This window comes from Thiohalophilus sp., assembly GCF_034522235.1.
Lineage (GTDB): Bacteria > Pseudomonadota > Gammaproteobacteria > UBA6429 > Thiohalophilaceae > Thiohalophilus.
Genome location: NZ_JAXHLN010000003.1, coordinates 1,813,032 through 1,831,314 on the forward strand (window position 1 = coordinate 1,813,032; position 18,283 = coordinate 1,831,314).

19 protein-coding genes are annotated in these 18,283 nt (G+C 55.5%); 11 read left to right on the forward strand and 8 right to left on the reverse strand.

Going from position 1 to position 18,283, the window contains the following annotated elements; all coding sequences use genetic code 11:
* Positions 1 to 215 precede the first annotated feature (215 nt).
* Positions 216 to 2,957, forward strand: coding sequence for a ribonuclease E (gene rne, locus U5J94_RS11855; protein ID WP_322565839.1), 2,742 nt, complete (start codon positions 216 to 218; stop codon positions 2,955 to 2,957).
* 100 nt (positions 2,958 to 3,057) lie between these two features.
* Here rne and U5J94_RS11860 read toward each other — a convergent pair whose 3' ends face one another.
* The 4 genes from U5J94_RS11860 to U5J94_RS11875 all read right to left on the reverse strand — a co-directional run bounded on the left by U5J94_RS11860 (position 3,058) and on the right by U5J94_RS11875 (position 6,866).
* Positions 3,058 to 4,311, reverse strand: a complete 1,254-nt coding sequence (locus U5J94_RS11860; protein WP_322565840.1) for an MgtC/SapB family protein — start codon at positions 4,309 to 4,311, stop codon at positions 3,058 to 3,060.
* A gap of 416 nt (positions 4,312 to 4,727) precedes the next feature.
* Positions 4,728 to 5,957 carry an IS256 family transposase gene (locus U5J94_RS11865; protein WP_322563789.1) on the reverse strand — a complete coding sequence of 410 codons (1,230 nt, stop codon included), beginning with the start codon at positions 5,955 to 5,957 and terminating at the stop codon, positions 4,728 to 4,730.
* Between the two features lie 65 nt (positions 5,958 to 6,022).
* A complete protein-coding gene (locus tag U5J94_RS11870; protein ID WP_322565841.1) occupies positions 6,023 to 6,559 on the reverse strand; it encodes a hypothetical protein in 537 nt (178 codons plus the stop codon).
* Between the two features lie 97 nt (positions 6,560 to 6,656).
* Positions 6,657 to 6,866, reverse strand: a complete 210-nt coding sequence (locus U5J94_RS11875; protein ID WP_322565842.1) for a hypothetical protein — start codon at positions 6,864 to 6,866, stop codon at positions 6,657 to 6,659.
* Between the two features lie 180 nt (positions 6,867 to 7,046).
* Between U5J94_RS11875 and U5J94_RS11880 the strand changes: the two genes are divergently transcribed.
* From U5J94_RS11880 to U5J94_RS11915, 8 genes are read left to right on the forward strand one after another with little or no spacing between them, the layout of a single operon-like run.
* A complete protein-coding gene (locus U5J94_RS11880; protein WP_322565843.1) occupies positions 7,047 to 7,811 on the forward strand; it encodes a TatD family hydrolase in 765 nt (254 codons plus the stop codon).
* 3 nt (positions 7,812 to 7,814) lie between these two features.
* Entirely contained in the window at positions 7,815 to 8,633 is an 819-nt protein-coding gene (gene tcdA / locus U5J94_RS11885) for a tRNA cyclic N6-threonylcarbamoyladenosine(37) synthase TcdA (protein ID WP_322565844.1), read from the forward strand.
* A complete protein-coding gene (locus tag U5J94_RS11890; RefSeq protein ID WP_322565845.1) occupies positions 8,626 to 10,134 on the forward strand; it encodes a B12-binding domain-containing radical SAM protein in 1,509 nt (502 codons plus the stop codon). Before tcdA ends, U5J94_RS11890 begins: the two co-directional genes overlap by 8 nt.
* A 60-nt stretch (positions 10,135 to 10,194) precedes the next feature.
* Positions 10,195 to 10,701 (forward strand): transcription elongation factor GreB, encoded by a 507-nt coding sequence (greB, locus tag U5J94_RS11895; protein WP_322565846.1) that lies wholly within the window; start codon positions 10,195 to 10,197, stop codon positions 10,699 to 10,701.
* 1 nt (position 10,702) lies between these two features.
* Positions 10,703 to 11,071, forward strand: coding sequence for an ABC transporter ATP-binding protein (locus tag U5J94_RS11900; RefSeq protein WP_322565847.1), 369 nt, complete (start codon positions 10,703 to 10,705; stop codon positions 11,069 to 11,071).
* Entirely contained in the window at positions 11,032 to 11,355 is a 324-nt protein-coding gene (locus U5J94_RS11905; protein ID WP_322565848.1) for a hypothetical protein, read from the forward strand. The genes U5J94_RS11900 and U5J94_RS11905 overlap by 40 nt, the downstream gene beginning before the upstream one ends.
* A gap of 5 nt (positions 11,356 to 11,360) precedes the next feature.
* The gene (locus tag U5J94_RS11910) at positions 11,361 to 12,155 is read left to right on the forward strand and encodes an ABC transporter permease (RefSeq protein WP_322565849.1); all 795 of its coding nucleotides are present in this window, start codon (positions 11,361 to 11,363) and stop codon (positions 12,153 to 12,155) included.
* A complete protein-coding gene (locus U5J94_RS11915; RefSeq protein WP_322565850.1) occupies positions 12,143 to 13,132 on the forward strand; it encodes a GTP-binding protein in 990 nt (329 codons plus the stop codon). The genes U5J94_RS11910 and U5J94_RS11915 overlap by 13 nt, the downstream gene beginning before the upstream one ends.
* 160 nt (positions 13,133 to 13,292) lie before the next feature.
* Here the strand turns inward: U5J94_RS11915 and U5J94_RS11920 are convergent, their stop codons facing one another.
* The gene (locus U5J94_RS11920; protein ID WP_322565851.1) at positions 13,293 to 13,775 is read right to left on the reverse strand and encodes a low molecular weight protein-tyrosine-phosphatase; all 483 of its coding nucleotides are present in this window, start codon (positions 13,773 to 13,775) and stop codon (positions 13,293 to 13,295) included.
* Positions 13,776 to 13,935: 160 nt separating this feature from the next.
* Here U5J94_RS11920 and amrS point away from each other — a divergent pair, with 160 nt between their 5' ends.
* Positions 13,936 to 15,018 carry an AmmeMemoRadiSam system radical SAM enzyme gene (amrS, locus tag U5J94_RS11925; protein WP_322565852.1) on the forward strand — a complete coding sequence of 361 codons (1,083 nt, stop codon included), beginning with the start codon at positions 13,936 to 13,938 and terminating at the stop codon, positions 15,016 to 15,018.
* Positions 15,019 to 15,064: 46 nt separating this feature from the next.
* Entirely contained in the window at positions 15,065 to 15,328 is a 264-nt protein-coding gene (locus U5J94_RS11930; RefSeq protein WP_322565853.1) for a hypothetical protein, read from the forward strand.
* Between the two features lie 12 nt (positions 15,329 to 15,340).
* Here U5J94_RS11930 and U5J94_RS11935 read toward each other — a convergent pair whose 3' ends face one another.
* From U5J94_RS11935 to msbA, 3 genes are read right to left on the reverse strand one after another with little or no spacing between them, the layout of a single operon-like run.
* The gene (locus U5J94_RS11935) at positions 15,341 to 15,520 is read right to left on the reverse strand and encodes a Trm112 family protein (protein WP_322565854.1); all 180 of its coding nucleotides are present in this window, start codon (positions 15,518 to 15,520) and stop codon (positions 15,341 to 15,343) included.
* The gene (gene lpxK, locus U5J94_RS11940; RefSeq protein ID WP_322565855.1) at positions 15,501 to 16,499 is read right to left on the reverse strand and encodes a tetraacyldisaccharide 4'-kinase; all 999 of its coding nucleotides are present in this window, start codon (positions 16,497 to 16,499) and stop codon (positions 15,501 to 15,503) included. The genes U5J94_RS11935 and lpxK overlap by 20 nt, the downstream gene beginning before the upstream one ends.
* Positions 16,500 to 16,519: 20 nt before the next feature.
* Positions 16,520 to 18,280 (reverse strand): lipid A export permease/ATP-binding protein MsbA, encoded by a 1,761-nt coding sequence (gene msbA, locus U5J94_RS11945; RefSeq protein WP_322565856.1) that lies wholly within the window; start codon positions 18,278 to 18,280, stop codon positions 16,520 to 16,522.
* Positions 18,281 to 18,283: the final 3 nt, after the last annotated feature.

Genomic DNA, 18,283 nt, shown 5'->3' on the forward strand with positions numbered 1-18,283 from the left:
ACACGACGAATAGCCGTGGATGAACATACGCGCTCCCCGGGGCCGCGACACGTTTCGCGATCGGGTGGGCAGACCAGCACGTGACCCGGGTGGATCTCTGAGTCACGCCGGCTGTCGGCGATGCCGGGTTCGTGCGAAGGTCTGTTGTGGCATTGCCCACGGTCCGAAGTACAGGCGACCGGGGTCAGAGCGCACGCACGCATAAAGGTTATACAATGAAAAGAATGTTGTTTAACGCAACTCAGCCGGAAGAGTTGCGTGTCGCGCTGGTCGACGGCCAGCGCCTCTACGATCTGGATATCGAAACCAGCGCCCGCGAATCCAAAAAGTCGAACATCTATAAAGGTAAAATTACCCGCATCGAGCCCAGCCTCGAAGCGGCCTTTGTCGATTACGGCGCCGAACGCCACGGCTTTTTGCCCCTCAAGGAGATATCCCGCGAGTATTTCCGCGAAGGCGTCGATCCCGGCGGCAAGCTCAATATCAAGGATGCCATGAAGGAAGGCCAGGAACTGGTCATCCAGGTCGCCAAGGAAGAGCGCGGCAACAAAGGCGCGGCCCTGACCACCTTTATCAGCCTGGCCGGGCGTTATCTGGTGTTAATGCCGAATAACCCACGAGCCGGGGGGGTCTCCCGCCGGATAGAGGGCGATGACCGCAACGAGGCCCGTGACGCCCTCGCCCAGCTGGAAATCCCCCAGGACATGGGCATCATCATCCGCACCGCCGGTGTCGGCAAGAATGTCGAAGAGCTGCAGTGGGATCTGGATTATTTGCTCAATCTCTGGAAAGCGATCGAGGAAGCCGCCGGGCAGAAAAACGCGCCGTTTCTGGTCTATCAGGAAAGCAATCTGATCACCCGCTCGATCCGCGATTATTTCCGTAACGACATCAACGAAATCATCATCGACGAGCCCAAGGTCTATGAACAGGCCCGGGAGTTCATGGCCCAGGTGATGCCGCACAACCTGAACAAGATCAAGCTCTATCAGGATCCGGTGCCGCTGTTCACCCGTTACCAGATCGAATCGCAGATTGAGTCCGCCTTCCAGCGCGAGGTGCGTCTGCCCTCCGGCGGCGCGTTGGTCATCGACCACACCGAAGCGCTGATTTCCATCGACATCAACTCCTCGCGCGCCACCAAGGGCGCCGACATCGAAGAGACCGCGCTCAACACCAATCTCGAAGCGTCCGAAGAGATCGCCCGCCAGTTGCGCCTGCGTGATATGGGCGGCCTGGTCGTCATCGACTTTATCGACATGAGCCCCGCCAAGAACCAGCGTGAGGTGGAAAACCGCCTGCGTGAGGCGCTCAAGGCGGATCGTGCCCGGGTCCAGGTCGGGCGTATCTCGCGCTTTGGCCTGCTGGAGATGTCCCGACAGCGTTTGCGTCCCTCGCTGGGTGAATCCAGCCAGATCATCTGCCCACGCTGCAGCGGTCACGGCACCATTCGCGGTATCGAATCGCTGGCATTGTCGATCCTGCGTCTGGTCGAAGAAGAATCCATGAAGGAAAAAACGGCGCGCGTTGTCGCCCAGTTACCGGTGGATGCCGCCACTTTCCTGTTAAATGAAAAACGCGATGTGTTGCAGGAAATCGAAAATCGACACGGAATCAAAATCCTGTTGATACCGAACATCGATCTGGAGACACCACACTTTGAAGTGACCCGCGTTCGCGACGATGATCCGTCACTGGAAGAGAACAAACAGAGTTTTCAGCTGGTCGAGCGCCATGATGAAGAAGGCATTGAAGCGGTCTCCGCCTCGGTGAGTTCGACCGCCATTGCGCCGGAAGAGCCGGCCGTCAAATCAGTCAAACCGGCCACGCCCCGGCCGGTAGCCGCTGCACCTGTCGCCCCGCACGGCCCCGGGCTGTTTGTCCGCTTGTGGCGCTTGTTGTTCGGCAGCGATGAAGCCGGGCGTCAAAAACCACGCCAGGAATCCGGCGCGACGACTCGTCCCCGTCGCAAGAGTAGCGCCGGCGAAGGTCAGCGACGCAAATCCGGCGGTCAGCAAAACCGCCGTACTGCGCAAAGCGGCGCACAAAGCCAGGGCGGTAACAAACCGGCCGCGGCGAAGCAGGCTGACACCAGGCCCGCCAGCGAGCCGTCTGCGGAGAGCAAGGAGAACAAGGAGAGTAAACAAAAATCGCAGGAGAGCGGCAGCGGCACGGGTGGACAGCAAGGCGAGCAGCAGCCACGCAGCTCCTCCGGCAGTCGCCGGGGCCGTCGGGGTGGCCGTCGCCGTCGGCGTCCCTCTTCTTCCTCGTCGTCGCCCGCCGACAGTGGCGATCAGTCCTCGCAAGGCGACAATAAAAACGAAAATAATGGCCATCGCAACGACAACCGTGGCCCGTCGGACAAAACCGACAAGGACACCGACAAGAACAAGGATCAGAAATCCCCCTCCGCAGCGCAGTCCGGCGAAAATGACAACCGTGGCAATGAATCTCAGGCACAAGACAAGCCCACAGATAACTCGCCGGCTCGCAATGAAACCGAAAGCGGTACCCGACAACCGACCGGTCAGCAAAAAGCAGAGAACAAGAGTTCGTCCACCGGACAACCGGCGACATCGACAAGCCCGTCACAATCTGAATCCGGTGGGGCGACAGGCAAAGCCGACGACAACGCCAGCCCGGTAAAACCGACGCAACAACCGCGTGAAGCGAGCGGCCGTCCCGCCGGCAATACGCCCGAGACGCCCGCTTCAAAACCGGCAAGCACGGAGGAACAATCCGGGAAAAAAGCCGCCGCAGAAGGTCCCGCAAAATCCAGCGAGCCCAAATCGGCTGAAAACAGCGCCGGCTCAGGTTCACTGGTTCAGGTGGAAACCCAGACCAGGCCCGCCCAGGAACAGCCCCGGGAACAGAGCGAGAATCAGAACAAACCGGAATCCGGGCGTGTTCAGCAAAGCGACACCTCGCGCACAGGTTCGGACAAACCGGACAGCTAGGTAGAACAGCTCAATTGCGCAAACCAAAAAAGGAGACCGTCGGTCTCCTTTTTTATTTGGATAAAATCAATACTCAATCTCCGTATTGATTTTTATTGGCCTACAGCCAGAACAGACTCACCCCGCCCGCAACACAGGCGATCAGAGCCACGGGCAAAAGCCGCCATAACATTTGTCGACCCGCAATCATCAGCGCCAGTGCCGTCTTGAACAAGGTATTGGCGATAGCGGCGATCACAATACCGCGCACGGCGGTCTCGGGTGCCAGATCCGACCTGGCCATTGAGGCCAGCGACAGGGTGATCGCATCCACATCGGCAATCCCCGAGATCAGCGCGACCAGATAGATCCCGGCATCGCCAAGCCAGGCCATGAAGGCCTGCGCCAAAAACATCACCAGCGCCAGCAGCAGTCCGAACTGCAAGGCCATCTTGATTTGAAAGGGGTTGGTGACGGGTAATTCCGCCTCGCCCGGTGCCTCTTTGCGATGCCAGATGACAATGACGCCAACCAGCATGACGGCCGTCATCAGCAGAATCGGCAACAGCGTGGGAACCAGCAAGTCGCGGTTAACCACCGCGATCTCCAGCAGTATGCGAGGGAACATGATGGTCTCCGCCAGCAAAATGGCGGCGCAGATCACCGCGATTCGGGCTTTTTTCTGTGCCAGCTTGGATAAATTGAGCGTGGCGGCGGTCGAGGAGACCAGCCCGCCCAGAAAACCGGTAATCAGCAGCCCCTTGCGCGAACCGACAATTTTTATCGCCGCATAGCCGGCAAATGAAATACCGGCAATCAGCACGACCATCCACCAGATTTGATACGGATTGATCGCCTGCCAGGGGCCGAATCCCTGATCGGGCATTAAGGGCAGTATGACGATCCAGATCAGGGCCAGCTTGAGAATGGCGGAAAGTTCGTCGAAATCAAGCAGTTTTAACCAGCCATGTAACAATGGTTTAAGGCTGAGAATAAGGGCGGTGATGATTGCCCCGGCCGTGGCAACGTGTATGGAGCCACTGACAGCCAGGGCACCCAGCGCGAAGGTGATCAGGCCGGCAACGATGGTGGTAATCCCGAAATCCTTCGTGTGGCTGACTGCCACGACATGCGCAACAATCAGCAGGCTCGCCAGCGCCAGGAAAGCAAACCCCAGCAGCCAGGTATCCAGCTGATGGGCCAGCAAACCCCACAGACCGCCTAACAGACCAATCAACCCGAAGGTACGCAGGCCGGCAACGCGCAGTCCTTCGTCACTCTCGCGATCTTTCCAACCCCGCTCCAGGCCAATCGTTAAACCGATGGCGATGGCGATACCAAGCTGTGTAAAGGTTTCGAGCATGCCGTTTGTCATATTTATGACCAATCAATAAGTTGATTCTATCCTTAGATGCCACAACATGACAAATCCATGACTAAACAACTGCTCCAAATTCATGCCTGGTTTATACTCTGGCCAATCCTGTAGGTCACGCTGGCGTTAGCCTGCGTGACATCTTTGCCGACGCGGAGAATGTCAGGTAGCGCTGCGCGCAACCTGACCTACACTTTTACGCGCCTTATGGGAGAAGTTATTTAGACTTGATATCCAGATATTAAATTGTTACTTGGCGTGCAGCCTCAGAACACCTTTTAGGAACAGATATTTCGATAGCCGTTCCGAATACCAGTGCCGATGAAAGCCAGGATAATCTGGCATTTGAAACGGCTATTTAGCAATAATCATTGCCTAACCGCGGAGACTGTAAATAATTCTGTGTAACTGCCCGCTTAGAACTGCTCCGGCATTCTGTCCGGGAATTCAATCATAAAGCGATTGAGCGCGTTCTTCCAATGGTGAATGGGCATGGTCCATTTTTTCGATGCCGCCTGGATGGCCAGGTAGACGACCTTGAGGGCGGATTCATCGTTAGGGAAAACCTTGCGATTTTTGACCGCCTTGCGGATCACGCTGTTCAGTGATTCGATGGCGTTGGTCGTGTAGATCACCCGACGGATGTCATCCGGATAGTCGAACAGGGTAATCAGGTTGGGCCAGTGTCGCCGCCAGCTGGCACTGATCGACGGGAACTGATCATCCCAGCGAGCCGCAAAGGCGTCGAGCTCCTGCTCGGCTTCGGCCACCGTCAGGGAGGTGTAGATCTTTTTCAAATCCGCGGCGACCGCCTTGCGCTGTTTCCAGGCCACGAACTTCAGCGAGTTGCGCACCATGTGGACGATACACAGCTGGATTTTTGTTTTGGGGTAGACGGTATTGATCGCCTCGGGGAAGCCGGTCAGACCGTCCACGGCGGCGATAAAGATATCCCGGACACCCCGCTGCTGGAGTTCGGTCAACACGGACAACCAGAACTTAGCCCCCTCGTTCTCATTGAGCCAGAGCCCCAGCAGTTCTTTCTGGCCGTCCAGGTTGATACCCAGCGCCAGATAGATGGCCTTGTTGCTGACCCGCTTGTCCTGGCGGATCTTGATGTGGATGCAGTCCAGATAGACGATGGGATAGATCTCGTCCAGCGGTCGGCACTGCCACTGCTGCACTTCCTCAATCACCTGCGCGGTGACCTGGGAGATGAGCGTAGGGGAAACCTCGACGCCGTAGAGCTCTAGTAGCATGGCAACGATATCGCGGGTACTCATGCCCCGACTGTAGAGCGCCAGGATTTTATCGTTGAACATCGGCAGACGCGTCTGCCCCTTGGGAATAATGAGCGGCTCAAACTCGCCGTTACGGTCTCGAGGCACATCGAGGGTCAGTGCGCCCTGTTCGCCTTTGAGGGTTTTGGCGCTATACCCGTTACGGCTGTTGCCGGTGTTGTGGCCGGCTGTGGCGTGCTTGGGATAGCCGAGATGGTCAGTCATCTCGCCTTCGAGCATGGCCTCAAAGGCTTTTTGCTGAAGCTGCTGGGTCAATGCGGCAAGCTGTTCTGGCGTTTTGACTGCCTTGACCAGTTCTTCAAGCTGCGGGTCGAGATCGGTTTTGGTTTTTGTTCTTCTGCTCATGTGTCTTCTCCTTTATTATCAAGGGTATGGGACTTTGAGCAGTTACACAATTTAATTTACAGTCTCTAACCGCGCGCCTTTTTCCTGGCCGGTTTTTTCTTGCTGACTTTCTTTTTGGCGGCCTTCTTTTTGGTTGTTTTTTTCCCGGCAACCTTTTTCTTGACCGCTTTCTTTTTAGTCGCCTTCTTTCCGGCTGTCTTTTTCTTTGCGGCTTTCTTTTTGCTTGCCGGCTTTTTTGCTATTTTCTTTTTGCCGGTTTTCTTACCGGATTTGGCGAGCGCATTCTCCGTGGCCTTGCGCAACTGATTGAATCGTTCCGAAACACCGTTGACCAGCTCGCCTCTCAATTCTTCGACCTCCTTGACCACCCTCTCCCAGTATTCCCGGGGATGAATATCGGAAACCTGGTTCCGCAAATCTTCCGTCCTTTGCGAGGTCGATTTGGCGGCGGAAGAGACCTTGTTACTGACCTTGTCGAACCCCTCATGGATTTCTTTCATCATCTGCTCGCGAATTCTCTCCGCTTCTTTCATCGCATCGGTGGTGCGGGTGCGCACCGACTCTTTGAACCTCGAACCTGCTCCCGTTTTTTTCGTTGCCATAGTGTCTCCTCTCAGTACAAAACGCTTAATCTCTACCATCTATAGCAGAATCTTTTCGATAAAAAAACCGGGCTGGCGCCCGGTTTGTGATGCGGTTTTATTCGTAAATGATTTCCGGCCAGAAGGTTTTTTCCGGTTCCTTGGCAGCCAGTTCCTCGACCTTCTTCTTGGCCTCGCCGTAGGTCATCTCGTCGTCAAAATGGCCGCGTTCGAATTTGGTCTTGTATTTCCAGCCGATGCGAAAACCAGTTGCGTCATCCGGACGATTCAATGGATCGGCTTTGGGTTTGAATGTACCTGTCGCCATCACTTACCTCCTTGCGGTTTACTTGAGTCTTGAACTTGGTTATACACCATTATAAGGATTCATGTGCAGGTTTCCAGGGGGCCGGGCTGGCTGTGGTGGACAAAAATGCGGTAATTCAGTCTAAAACCCCTTTTGTTTCAGTTATTTACACTCGACCTCTGGAGCCGCTAGAATAGCCGTATGGATTTAATCGACACCCATTGCCATCTCGATGATCCCGTTTTCGATACCGATCGCGAGCAGCTGCTCGGCCGGTGTCGCCAGACGGGTGTGCGCCGGATTGTGGTGCCCGGCGTGACCGCCGACAGCTGGTCCCGGCTCCTGGCGCTGTGCGAGGCGGACGCCGGCCTCTATCCGGCGCTGGGCATGCACCCCCTGTATCTCGAGGCGCACAAACCGGCACATCTGGATCAACTGACCAGCTTGTTGGAGGAAAGCCGGCCCGTTGCGATCGGTGAGATTGGACTGGACTATTACATTGAGAACCCCGACCGGCGGAATCAGGAGTCGTTATTGCGTGCCCAGCTGGACTTTGCCCGGCATACCGAGCTGCCGGTGTTGCTGCATTGTCGCAAGGCCCACGATCGGATCCTCAAGGCTTTGCGCGAGATCCCGGTCCGTGGCGGTATCGCCCATGCCTTTAATGGCAGCCTGCAGCAGGCACACCAGTATATCGAGCTGGGCTTCAAGCTGGGGTTCGGCGGCATGCTCACCTACGAGCGCTCCAATAAACTGCGTAAACTGGCCCGCGAGCTGCCTCTGGAGGTGATCGTACTGGAGACCGACGCCCCGGACATGACCGTCGCCTCCCATCACGGTGAGCGTAACAGTCCCGAATACCTGCCCGAATGCCTGGCGGCATTGGCCGAAGTGCGCAACGCCGATCCCACCGAGGTGGCGCGGCAAACCACCGCCAATGCCGAAGCCGTGCTCGGATTGCACTAAACCATGACCCACGATGACTATGATGAACGCTTCGGCGGCCTGCGTCGCCTGTATGGTGAGCAGGTCTATCCCTGGCTGGCGCAACTGCACATCGCCGTGGTCGGGCTGGGCGGTGTCGGCTCCTGGGCTGTGGAAGCGCTGGCGCGCACCGGCGTCGGCACACTGACTCTGATCGATTACGATACCGTGGCCGCGAGTAACATCAACCGGCAATTGCCCGCGCTGAGCGACACGATCGGCGAGAAAAAATCCATCGTCATGAGCCGACGCATCCAGGAAATCAACCCCGCTTGCCGGGTCAATGTGATCGATGATTTTATTAACAGCGACAACCTGCCCGACTATCTTTCAGCAAACAAAAACTACGATTACGTCATCGACGCCATCGACAGTATCAAATTCAAGACCGAGATGATCGCGCATTGCCGGCGCAACAAGCTACCGATTATCACCACCGGCGGCGCCGGCGGCGTCACTGACCCGAATCTGATCCATGTCGCGGATCTGAGCAAAACCTACAACGATGCCCTCGCCGCCAAAGTGCGCAACAATCTGCGCGCCCGTTTCGGTTTCAGCAAGAACCCGAAGCGCGGCTTCGGAGTTGAATGTGTGTTCTCCTCGCAGCATAAACTCTATCCCAAAGAGGACGGTAGCGTGAGCCATCAAAAACCGGGGATTCACGGCGTTAACCTGGATTGTCGCTTCGGTTACGGCTCGGCGGTCTTTGTCACCGCCACGTTCGGCATGATCGCCGCCTCACGTGCCATCAACAAGGCACTGCATAAACGTCAACGCAAAGAGCAAGAGGCCGGGCATGACTGATATCACCCTCTGTACACTTAATGCCCGCTATTTTCACAGCTCGCTGGGATTGCGCTATTTGTACGCCAATCTTGGCAATCTGCAATCGCGTGCCCGGATCCGGGAATTCATTATCAATCAGCGGCCCATCGAGATTGCCGAGCAGCTATTGGCTGACAACCCGACGATCATCGGTCTGGGCATTTATATCTGGAATATTGCGCAAAGCCGGGAGCTGATCGCCATCCTGCGTCGCGTGCGCCCCGATCTCATCATCATTGTCGGCGGACCGGAGGTGAGCTACGAGCAGTCCACTCTACCTTTTTATGACGAGGTGGATCATATTGTCAGTGGTCAGGGGGATCTGGCTTTTGCCAGACTCTGCAAGCGGCTACTGGATGGCGAACCGATTGAGGAGAAGATCGTGCCGCCGGAGCCGTTCAAGCTGGCGGATCTGGCCTTCCCCTATCCCTATTATACCGACGAGGATATCCGCAACCGCTTCATCTATGTCGAGGCCTCGCGCGGCTGTCCCTTCAAATGCGAGTTCTGTCTCTCGGCGCTGGATAAAACCGCCTGGCCGTTCGATCTGGATCAATTTCTTGCCCACATGGACGATCTTTATCAACGCGGCGCCCGGCATTTCAAATTCATCGATCGGACCTTCAATCTCAAGGTGGCCAGCAGCCTGAGGATTATGGAATTCTTCCTGGCACGGATCAACGACGGAATGTTTTTGCATTTTGAACTGATTCCGGATCATCTCCCCGATCAACTGAAAACCATGATTCAGCAATTCCCGCCCGGAACGCTGCAATTCGAGATTGGCATCCAGACTTTCAACCCGGAGGTACAGGAACGTATCAGTCGCTGCCAGGATGATGACAAGGCCGAGGCGAATATCCGTTTTTTGCGCGAGCAAACCCATGCGCATCTGCATACAGATCTGATCCTGGGTCTGCCTGGCGAAGATGTGGCGAGTATCGCCCGGGGCTTTGATAAGCTAATTGACCTGAATCCGCATGAAATCCAGGTCGGCATCCTCAAGCGGCTGCGCGGCGCACCGATAATTCGTCACATCGACGAATATCAACTGTGCTTTAATCCCGCGCCGCCATACAATATTCTCAGTACCCGCGACATCGACTTTGCCACGATGCAACGCCTGAGTCGCTTTGCCCGCTACTGGGATATGATCGGCAACTCGGGGCGTTTCAACCGGACCCGCTCGTTGCTGCTCGACAAGATCCCTTTCGAGCGCTTTCTCCAGCTGTCGGACTGGTTATATGCCACCACCGGGCAGACCCACAAGATCGCCCTGCCCCGACTGTTTCGCCTGATCTACCAGGGCGCACGGGAATTATTCGATCTCGACGAACAGCAACTGTATGACGCCATGTACGAGGACTACACCACCTGCGGCATGAAAGGCGAACCTGACTTCAATACAAATTTGAGTAAAATCACACCGGCGCGACAGACGGGCCTTGCCAACCGTCAATCAAGACACAAGTTAAATTAAAGCCATGCAAATGCAATTAGTAAACTCGTCACTCGGCCCTCGTCACTCGTAACTGGAATTATGGGCCGTTACCGACCTCCCCAACCCAAAGCCTCTCCCTATATTACCCGGGAGGGCTACGACCGTCTGCAGCAGGAAATGCGCCGCCTGTGGGATCGGCGCGCGGAGGTGACGCAGGCGTTGGCCGCCGCGGCTGCCGAAGGCGATCGCTCCGAGAACGCCGAATACATCTATCGTAAAAAGGAGCTGGGCGGGATCGATCGACGCATCCGCTATTTGCAAAAGCGCCTTCCGGAGCTGACCATTGCGCCGGATACGCCCTCCAATCCGCAACAGGTCTTTTTCGGGGCCCGGGTTTCGCTGGAAGATGAATCGGGCAACACGCTAGACTACCGCCTCGTCGGTCCCGACGAGCTGGCGCCGGATCAGGGCGATATCAGCATCGACTCGCCTCTGGCGCGGGCACTGCTGAAGAAGGAAGTCGATGATGAAATCATGGTCGAGACCCCGGGAGGCACAGTGACTTATTATATCAACGCCATTGTCTACAACCCGAAGCGGAATTGAGATGCAGTCCATCGTTCAAGCCCGGCATCTGGCAAAACATTTCGCCAAATTCACCGCGGTGAAGGATGTCAGTTTCTCTATTCCGCACGGTGAATGTTTCGGCTTTCTCGGCCCCAACGGGGCTGGCAAGACTACGATCCTGCGCATTCTGCTTGGTTTGTCACCGGCTACCGGCGGTCAAATGACAATTTTTGATCTGGATATTCAGCAACAGGCGCGTGAGATCCGTCGTCGTATCGGTATGGTACCGCAACACGACAATCTGGATCCCGACTTTACGGTGCGCGAGAATCTGCAGATCTATGCCAGCTATTTTTCGCTTCCCATTACATGGAAGAAGCCGAACGGCTGTGTGACGAACTGGTGGTGATGGATCATGGCCTGATTCTGGATCAAGGCAGTCCGGCACAATTGATTAAACGTCATGTGGAACCGGACGTGATCGAGATCCGCGGCGAGCTGCTCGACAGCCGTGAAATCGAGCAGCTCTGTCGGGTCGAACATATAGGCCGTTCACATTATTGTTATACCCATAACCCGCGCCCGCTGCTGGACCATCTCCAGAATCAGCACGATCTGGTCTTCCTGCACCGCCCGGCGGATCTCGAAGACGTGTTTCTCAAACTGACCGGCCGCGAGTTGCGCGACACATGAACGCAATGAACTGGGAATTACCGATTATCCGGCGCAGCGCCCTGACCATCTGGCGACGCAACATCCTGGTCTGGCGCAAACTGATCGGTCCGGCGATTGTGATGAATTTCGGTGAGCCGGCGCTCTATCTTCTGGGGCTTGGCTTCGGTTTGGGTTTTTTTATCGGCGAGATGGCCAACATGCCTTATCTGACCTTTCTTGCCTCGGGCATTATCGCCTCCACGGCGATGACCACTTCGTCCTTCGAAGGCATGTACTCGGTCTATACTCGCATGGTGCCACAGAACACCTACGAAGCGATTCTCACCACGCCCCTGGATATCGACGATATCCTGGCCGGCGAAATGCTCTGGTGCGGTACCAAGAGTGTGTTCAGCGGCATCGCCATTTTACTGGTCGCGGCCCTGCTGGGCGCGGTGCACAGCTGGCATGCTCTGTGGACCATTCCGGTCGTCTTTCTGACCGGCCTTTGCTTTGCCGGTCCCGCTATTATCATGAGCGCCCTCTCCCCCGGCTATGACTTTTTCAATTATTACTTCATGCTGGCTGTCACACCGATGTTTATTATGTGCGGGGTCTTCTATCCCATCTCGACTCTGCCCGAGGTGATGCAGTCAATCGTCTATCTTCTGCCGTTGACCCACGCGGTGGAACTGACCCGACCGCCGATCGCCGGTAACCCGGTAGAAAATCCGTTACTTCACCTCGGTGTGCTGGCAGGCTATACCCTCATCGGTTATTATCTTGCCGTGGTGCTGATCCGCAAACGGCTTATTGTGAGACTTCCATGGTTGAATTAATCCAACACATTCCCACCAATGTCATCACCGGCTTTCTCGGGGTCGGCAAGACCACGGCGATCCTGCATCTTCTCAAACACAAACCGGCCACAGAACGCTGGGCCGTGCTGGTGAACGAATTCGGTCAGATCGGCATTGACGGACAAATACTGGAGCAGGAAGGGGTGGCTATCAAGGAGTTACCCGGCGGCTGTATGTGTTGTGCCGCCGGTGTCTCGGTCCAGGTCGGGATCAACGCCCTGCTGGCCAACGCCCGACCGGATCGTCTGTTGATCGAGCCGACCGGCATCGGCCATCCCAAACAGATCATCCGACAACTGACCCGGCCACCCTTCGATCAAACGCTCGATATGCGCGCCTGTATCACCCTGATCGATCCCCGGCATCTCGATAATCCCCGCTATCGCGAGAACGAATACTACCGGGAACAGCTCGATATCGCGGATGTACTGGTAGCCAACAAGGTGGACCAGTGTAATGACGCGGATCTCGCCACCTTCGCTCAACTGGTCGAAACACGCCAACCGCGCGCCAGTGGTCAGGTTTCACAGGGACAACTGGAACTCGCCTGGCTGGATCTGCCGCTTGCCGAACGACAGGACGCCGACCGCTCCCTGTTACACGCCCGCGCAACGCCGGAGGTCGGCACACAAATCGAGGCCGTTCAACTTGACGCGGGAGAGTCCTGGCGGCGACTGGAGAACCGCAGCGGTGAGTTCGCCGGTTGTGGCTGGCTGTTTGCCGAACAGCTGCGCTTCGATTACCGGAAGATAAACAGCCTGCTGACGGCCCTGAGCGCAGAGCGCATCAAGGCCGCGCTAAGAACGGATCAGGGAAATTACCTGTTCAACAGCATCGAGGGCGACATGCAGGTTAGCACCCGGAAAACCCCGCCACAAAACCGTATCGAAATCATCATACAGGGTGATCCGGACTGGAACAAAATCGAAGGCGCATTGCTATCCTGCCTGATTTGAAAAGCCTTGCCACCAAGACACCAAGACACGAAGAAAATAATTATAAGTTCAGAAAATCCTGAGCAGGTTACTTCGACGCTCGTACCCGTCAGATTTTTTAACGTTATTATTTTTGTTTTCCTGGTGTCTTCGTGTCTTGGTGGTGAATATCTTCATGTTTTCACCCGAGATGGCGTTTTCGAATATCGTCCAGCAATCCGCGCGAGGCCGCTTCCACCATATCGAAGACCCGGTCAAATCCCTTCGCACCGCCGTAATAGGGATCCGGCACTTCGGACTCGTTCAGATGAGGCGCAAAGTCGAGGAACATGTGCAGTTTGTCGCGATGTTCCGGCGGACAGATCCGCGCCAGGTTGTGATAGTTCTCTTCGTCCATCGCCAGCACATAGTCGAACTTGTCGAAATCGTTGGCCAGCGCCTTGCGTCCGCGCAGATCGCTCAAATCGATACCCCGTTCCCGAGCGGTCTCCTGAGCACGCGGATCCGGTGGCGATCCGACGTGGTAGGCATGGGTCCCGGCCGAGTCGGTCACAATTTGTCCGTCCAGCCCCTCCTGCCGGAGCAGATGCCGGAACACCCCCTCGGCGGTCGGTGAACGGCAGATATTACCAAGACAGACAAATAACACGTGTACTTTTTTCATCGACTTTTCAAATACCTATAGAACCTGCTCGAATTTTATCAGATTCTGTGGCCATTTTGGCACTGTTGATTCCGCGCCTTGAATCGGACGTATCGATTTGAAATCGGATCAATCCACCCTATATTGTGTATACACTGAGCAAATATACTGAGCGTTCCCCATGCAAGACACCGTCCCCACCCGCTACTGGCACAAACTCGACGACGGCCGCATCCAGTGCGACCTATGCCCGCGCTATTGCAAGCTGCACGAGGGCCAGCGCGGCCTTTGTTTTGTGCGCCAGAATATCAATGACCAGATCATGCTGACGACCTATGGACGCTCCAGCGGTTATTGCATCGATCCGATCGAGAAAAAACCGCTGAATCATTTTCTGCCCGGCACACCGGTGCTCTCCTTTGGCACCGCCGGTTGTAATCTGGCCTGCAAGTTCTGTCAGAACTGGGATATCAGCAAATCCCGGGAGATCGATACGCTGGCCGACGAGGCCTCGCCTGAATTGATCGCCAGCGCCGCCGAGCAGCTCGGCTGTCGCAGTGTGGCCTATACCTATAACGACCCGGTCATTTTCCATGAATATGCGATTGATGTAGCCAAAGCCTGTCATGAGAAAGGCATCAAGTCAGTCGCCGTGACTGCCGGTTATGTGACCCCGGAACCGCGCAAGGAGTTTTATCAATACATTGATGCGGCCAATGTCGACCTCAAAGCCTTCACGGAAAAGTTCTATTACAAACTGACGGGCGGTCACCTTGAGCCGGTACTGGATACCATTAAATATCTCAAGCATGAAACCGATGTCTGGCTGGAGCTGACCACTTTATTAATTCCCGAGAAAAACGACTCGGACGAGGAAATTGAATCAATGAGTCAGTGGATTCTCGACGAACTGGGCCCGGATGTCCCGCTGCACTTCAGTGCGTTTCATCCCGATTTCAAGATGATGGACGTACCGCCTACCCCGGCCGCGACTTTGACCCGGGCTCGTAACATTGCTATGCAAAACGGGCTACGTTATGTCTATACGGGTAATGTGCATGATGAAACCGGCGGCAGTACCTATTGCCACCATTGCGGTCATAAACTGATTGGCCGGGACTGGTATGTCCTGGGCGAATGGAATCTGACTGCCGACGGCAAATGCAACCAGTGCGGCACCGCCTGCGCCGGCATATTTGAATCCCGGCCGGGGAACTGGGGTGCAAAACGCCAGCCAGTGCGACTCAAAGACTATGCCGCATGATACCCTGCATTGTTCGCGACAAACACAATAAGCAGCACGAACTTTGATGAGCGAAATCAGTATCACCCTGCAGCAACTGCGTGGCATGATTGGCTTACACGTCATGCACAACGGCATGCCATGTCAGATTATCGAGGTTCTGGATGATGGCCCTGCCATCGTGCTACAAAGTCATAATCCCGACAAACCCGTACAGTCCAATCAACACGGCGAAGGCAACCGCCGGGTCCATGAAACTTTCACCGTGCCGGTACTGACCCGCGACAAACGCGAGTTTCATCCCCAATACCTGGCGCTGGAGCTGGACTAAACTTATATAGCATCAGATCTCTTCGTCGGCACTCAGTTGCCGGGCTTCGTCTTCCAGCATGACCGGAATATCATCGCGAATCGGATACGCCAGCCGGTCGGCCTTGCAGATCAGCTCCTGGTTTTCCTTGTTATAAACCAGCGGGCCCTTGCACACCGGGCAGGCCAGGATATCAAGCAGTTTTTTGTCCACGTTTGGCCTCCAGTACATTTAACAGGTGATAATGAAATTTCTTTTGAATATCCGCCTGGATCGGCACATACCAGGCATCGTCAAGTCCCAGGCGCTCGCATTTGACCGCATCTTTTTCAGTCATCAGAATCGGCAACTTCTCTTCAAAATCAAAATCATCAAGCTTGAACGCATAGTGATCCGGATAGGTGTGCTCGATAACCTCCATCCCTTGATCACGTAACATATTGAAAAAGCGTTGTGGATTACCGACCCCCGCTATGGCATGCACGCGTTGCCCGACAAATTGCGTCATTTCGGCGGTGCGGCTGTTATCATGCACATTAATCCATTGGCGCCCGACATAATCCATAGGGTACTCATCACCCACCGGCGAGCCGTTGGTCACGATCAAATCCGCTTCGCTCAATCGCGACACCGGTTCGCGTAACGGGCCGGCAGGCAAACACCAGCCGTTGCCAAAACGGCGCATGCCGTCGACCACCACCACTTCGACATCCCTTTCCAGGGCGTAATGTTGCAACCCGTCGTCACTGACTACAATATCGCAATCGTGATGGGCCAGCAGGGCATTGACCACCTCGACACGGTTCGGTCCAACCGCCATCGGACAACCGGTACGCCGGGCAATAATCACCGGCTCATCCCCCACCATGACCGGATCGGCATCCGCGCGCACCTGTTGCGGCCAGGAACGGGCCTTGCCGCCATAACCGCGACTGATAATGCCCGGCTTGAAACCGGCCTGTTTGAGAATATTGACCACCGCAATCACCAGTGGGGTCTTGCCGGTGCCGCCAGTGGTAATGTTGCCTACAACAATCACCGGCACCGCGACGCGTGACCGCGACAGGAATCCTTTACGATAGCCATAACGACGCAACCAGACCAGCACACAAAACAGACCGCTCAGCGGCAATAATAAAACCGCCTCTATAGAGCGTTTTTCCCATAACCCTTGCAGTTTTTGTTGCACCACGTCTTGAATCCGTTTGGTTATTAATCCGCGCCGAACTGTATACCATGAAGACTGGCGTAGGGGCCATTTTTGGCGAGCAATTCATCGTGTCGACCGACTTCGACAATACGCCCGGCTTCCAGTACCACAATCTTATCGACTTTCTCGATGGTTGACAGCCGATGGGCAATGACCAGCGTGGAACGATCTTCCATCAAGTGTTCAATGGCACCCTGGATGTAACGTTCCGATTCGGTATCCAGCGCCGAAGTCGCCTCATCCAGAATCAGGATCGGCGCATTCTTGAGTATGGCCCGGGCGATAGCCAGGCGCTGGCGTTGTCCACCGGAGAGCAACACCCCGTTCTCGCCGACAACCGTATCAAAACCCTGCGGCAATCGCTCGATAAAGTTCAGGGCGTAGGCCGCCCTGGCCGCTTCGCGGATCGCACCTTCATCGGCCTGTTCCAGTGCACCGTAGGCGATGTTATGCGCGATCGTGTCATTGAACAGCGTCACGTGCTGGCTGACCAGGGCAATCTGATCGCGCAAGCTGGACAAGGTGACATCCCGAATATCTATACCGTCGATCAGAATCCGACCCCGATCGATTTCATAAAACCGTGGTAACAGGTTGACCAGCGTGGATTTGCCGGCGCCGGAACGGCCCACAAAGGCGATACTCTCTCCCGCCTCGATTGTCAGATTTATCTCGGACAGTACAGGTTCGCTTTCTTTACCGCCGTAGCCAAAAGTCACCGCTTCGTATTGTACCTTGCCCGTTATTCGCGGCAACTCGCGGGTACCGCTATCAGGCTCGGGTTCGCTGTCTATGAAAGTGAACACGCTGTAAGCGGCAGCGATACCCCGTTGCAGTTTGGCATTGATGGTGGTCAGACGCTTGGCATGTTGCAGTAGCAGAATCATGGCCAGCATAAAGGACATGAACTTGCCCACGGTCATCTCATCGAGAAAGCCCGGCTTGGTGGCGATATAGACAATCCCGGCAAAAGCGGTCACAACAATTTGCTGGATCAACGGCGAACTGATGGCATTGGTCGCCACCAGCTTGAGATGCTGGCGACGGTTGTAGGCGTTGATCTTTTCAAATCGCCCCGTTTCGTACGCCTGGCCGCCAAAGATCTTGATCTCCCGGTTGGCCTCGATGGTCTCTTCGGTGACATTGGAGACATCGCCCATCGAGCGTTGAATCCGGTGGCTGAGTTTGCGAAAACGTTTGCTGACCAGGACCACCGCCACGGCAATCAGCGGAATCGACACCAGCAAAATCAGGGTCAGTGTGACATTCAGGTACATCATCAAACCGAGCAAAACGAGGATAGTAAGCGTGTCACGGATCAGGGTAGTGACTACCGTCGAAGCAGCACCCGCCAGCTGTTCGATATCGTAGATCATCTTCGACAGCAATCCGCCGGACGAGGTCGTATCATAATAACCGATGGGCAGGCAGAGCAGCTTGTTAAAGACCAGACTGCGCAGGTTCTGAATAACACTGCGGGCAATCCAGGCCATGCCGTATTCGGAGAGAAAGGTGCCCAGGGTGCGCACGGCAAACACGACGATCATCAGGATCGGCACCCATTTTATCAGAGTCGGATCCTTGTCGACAAAACTGCCGTCCACCATGGGTTCGATCAATTTGGTAAAGGCGCCCTGACTCAGGGAAAACAATACCATACCGAATACAGCGATCAGAAAGACTTTCCAGTAAGGGAAGGCATACCTGAGCAGCCGACGATAAATCACATAACCATCGGCATTGTCTCCGGGTGATGATCGCATCGG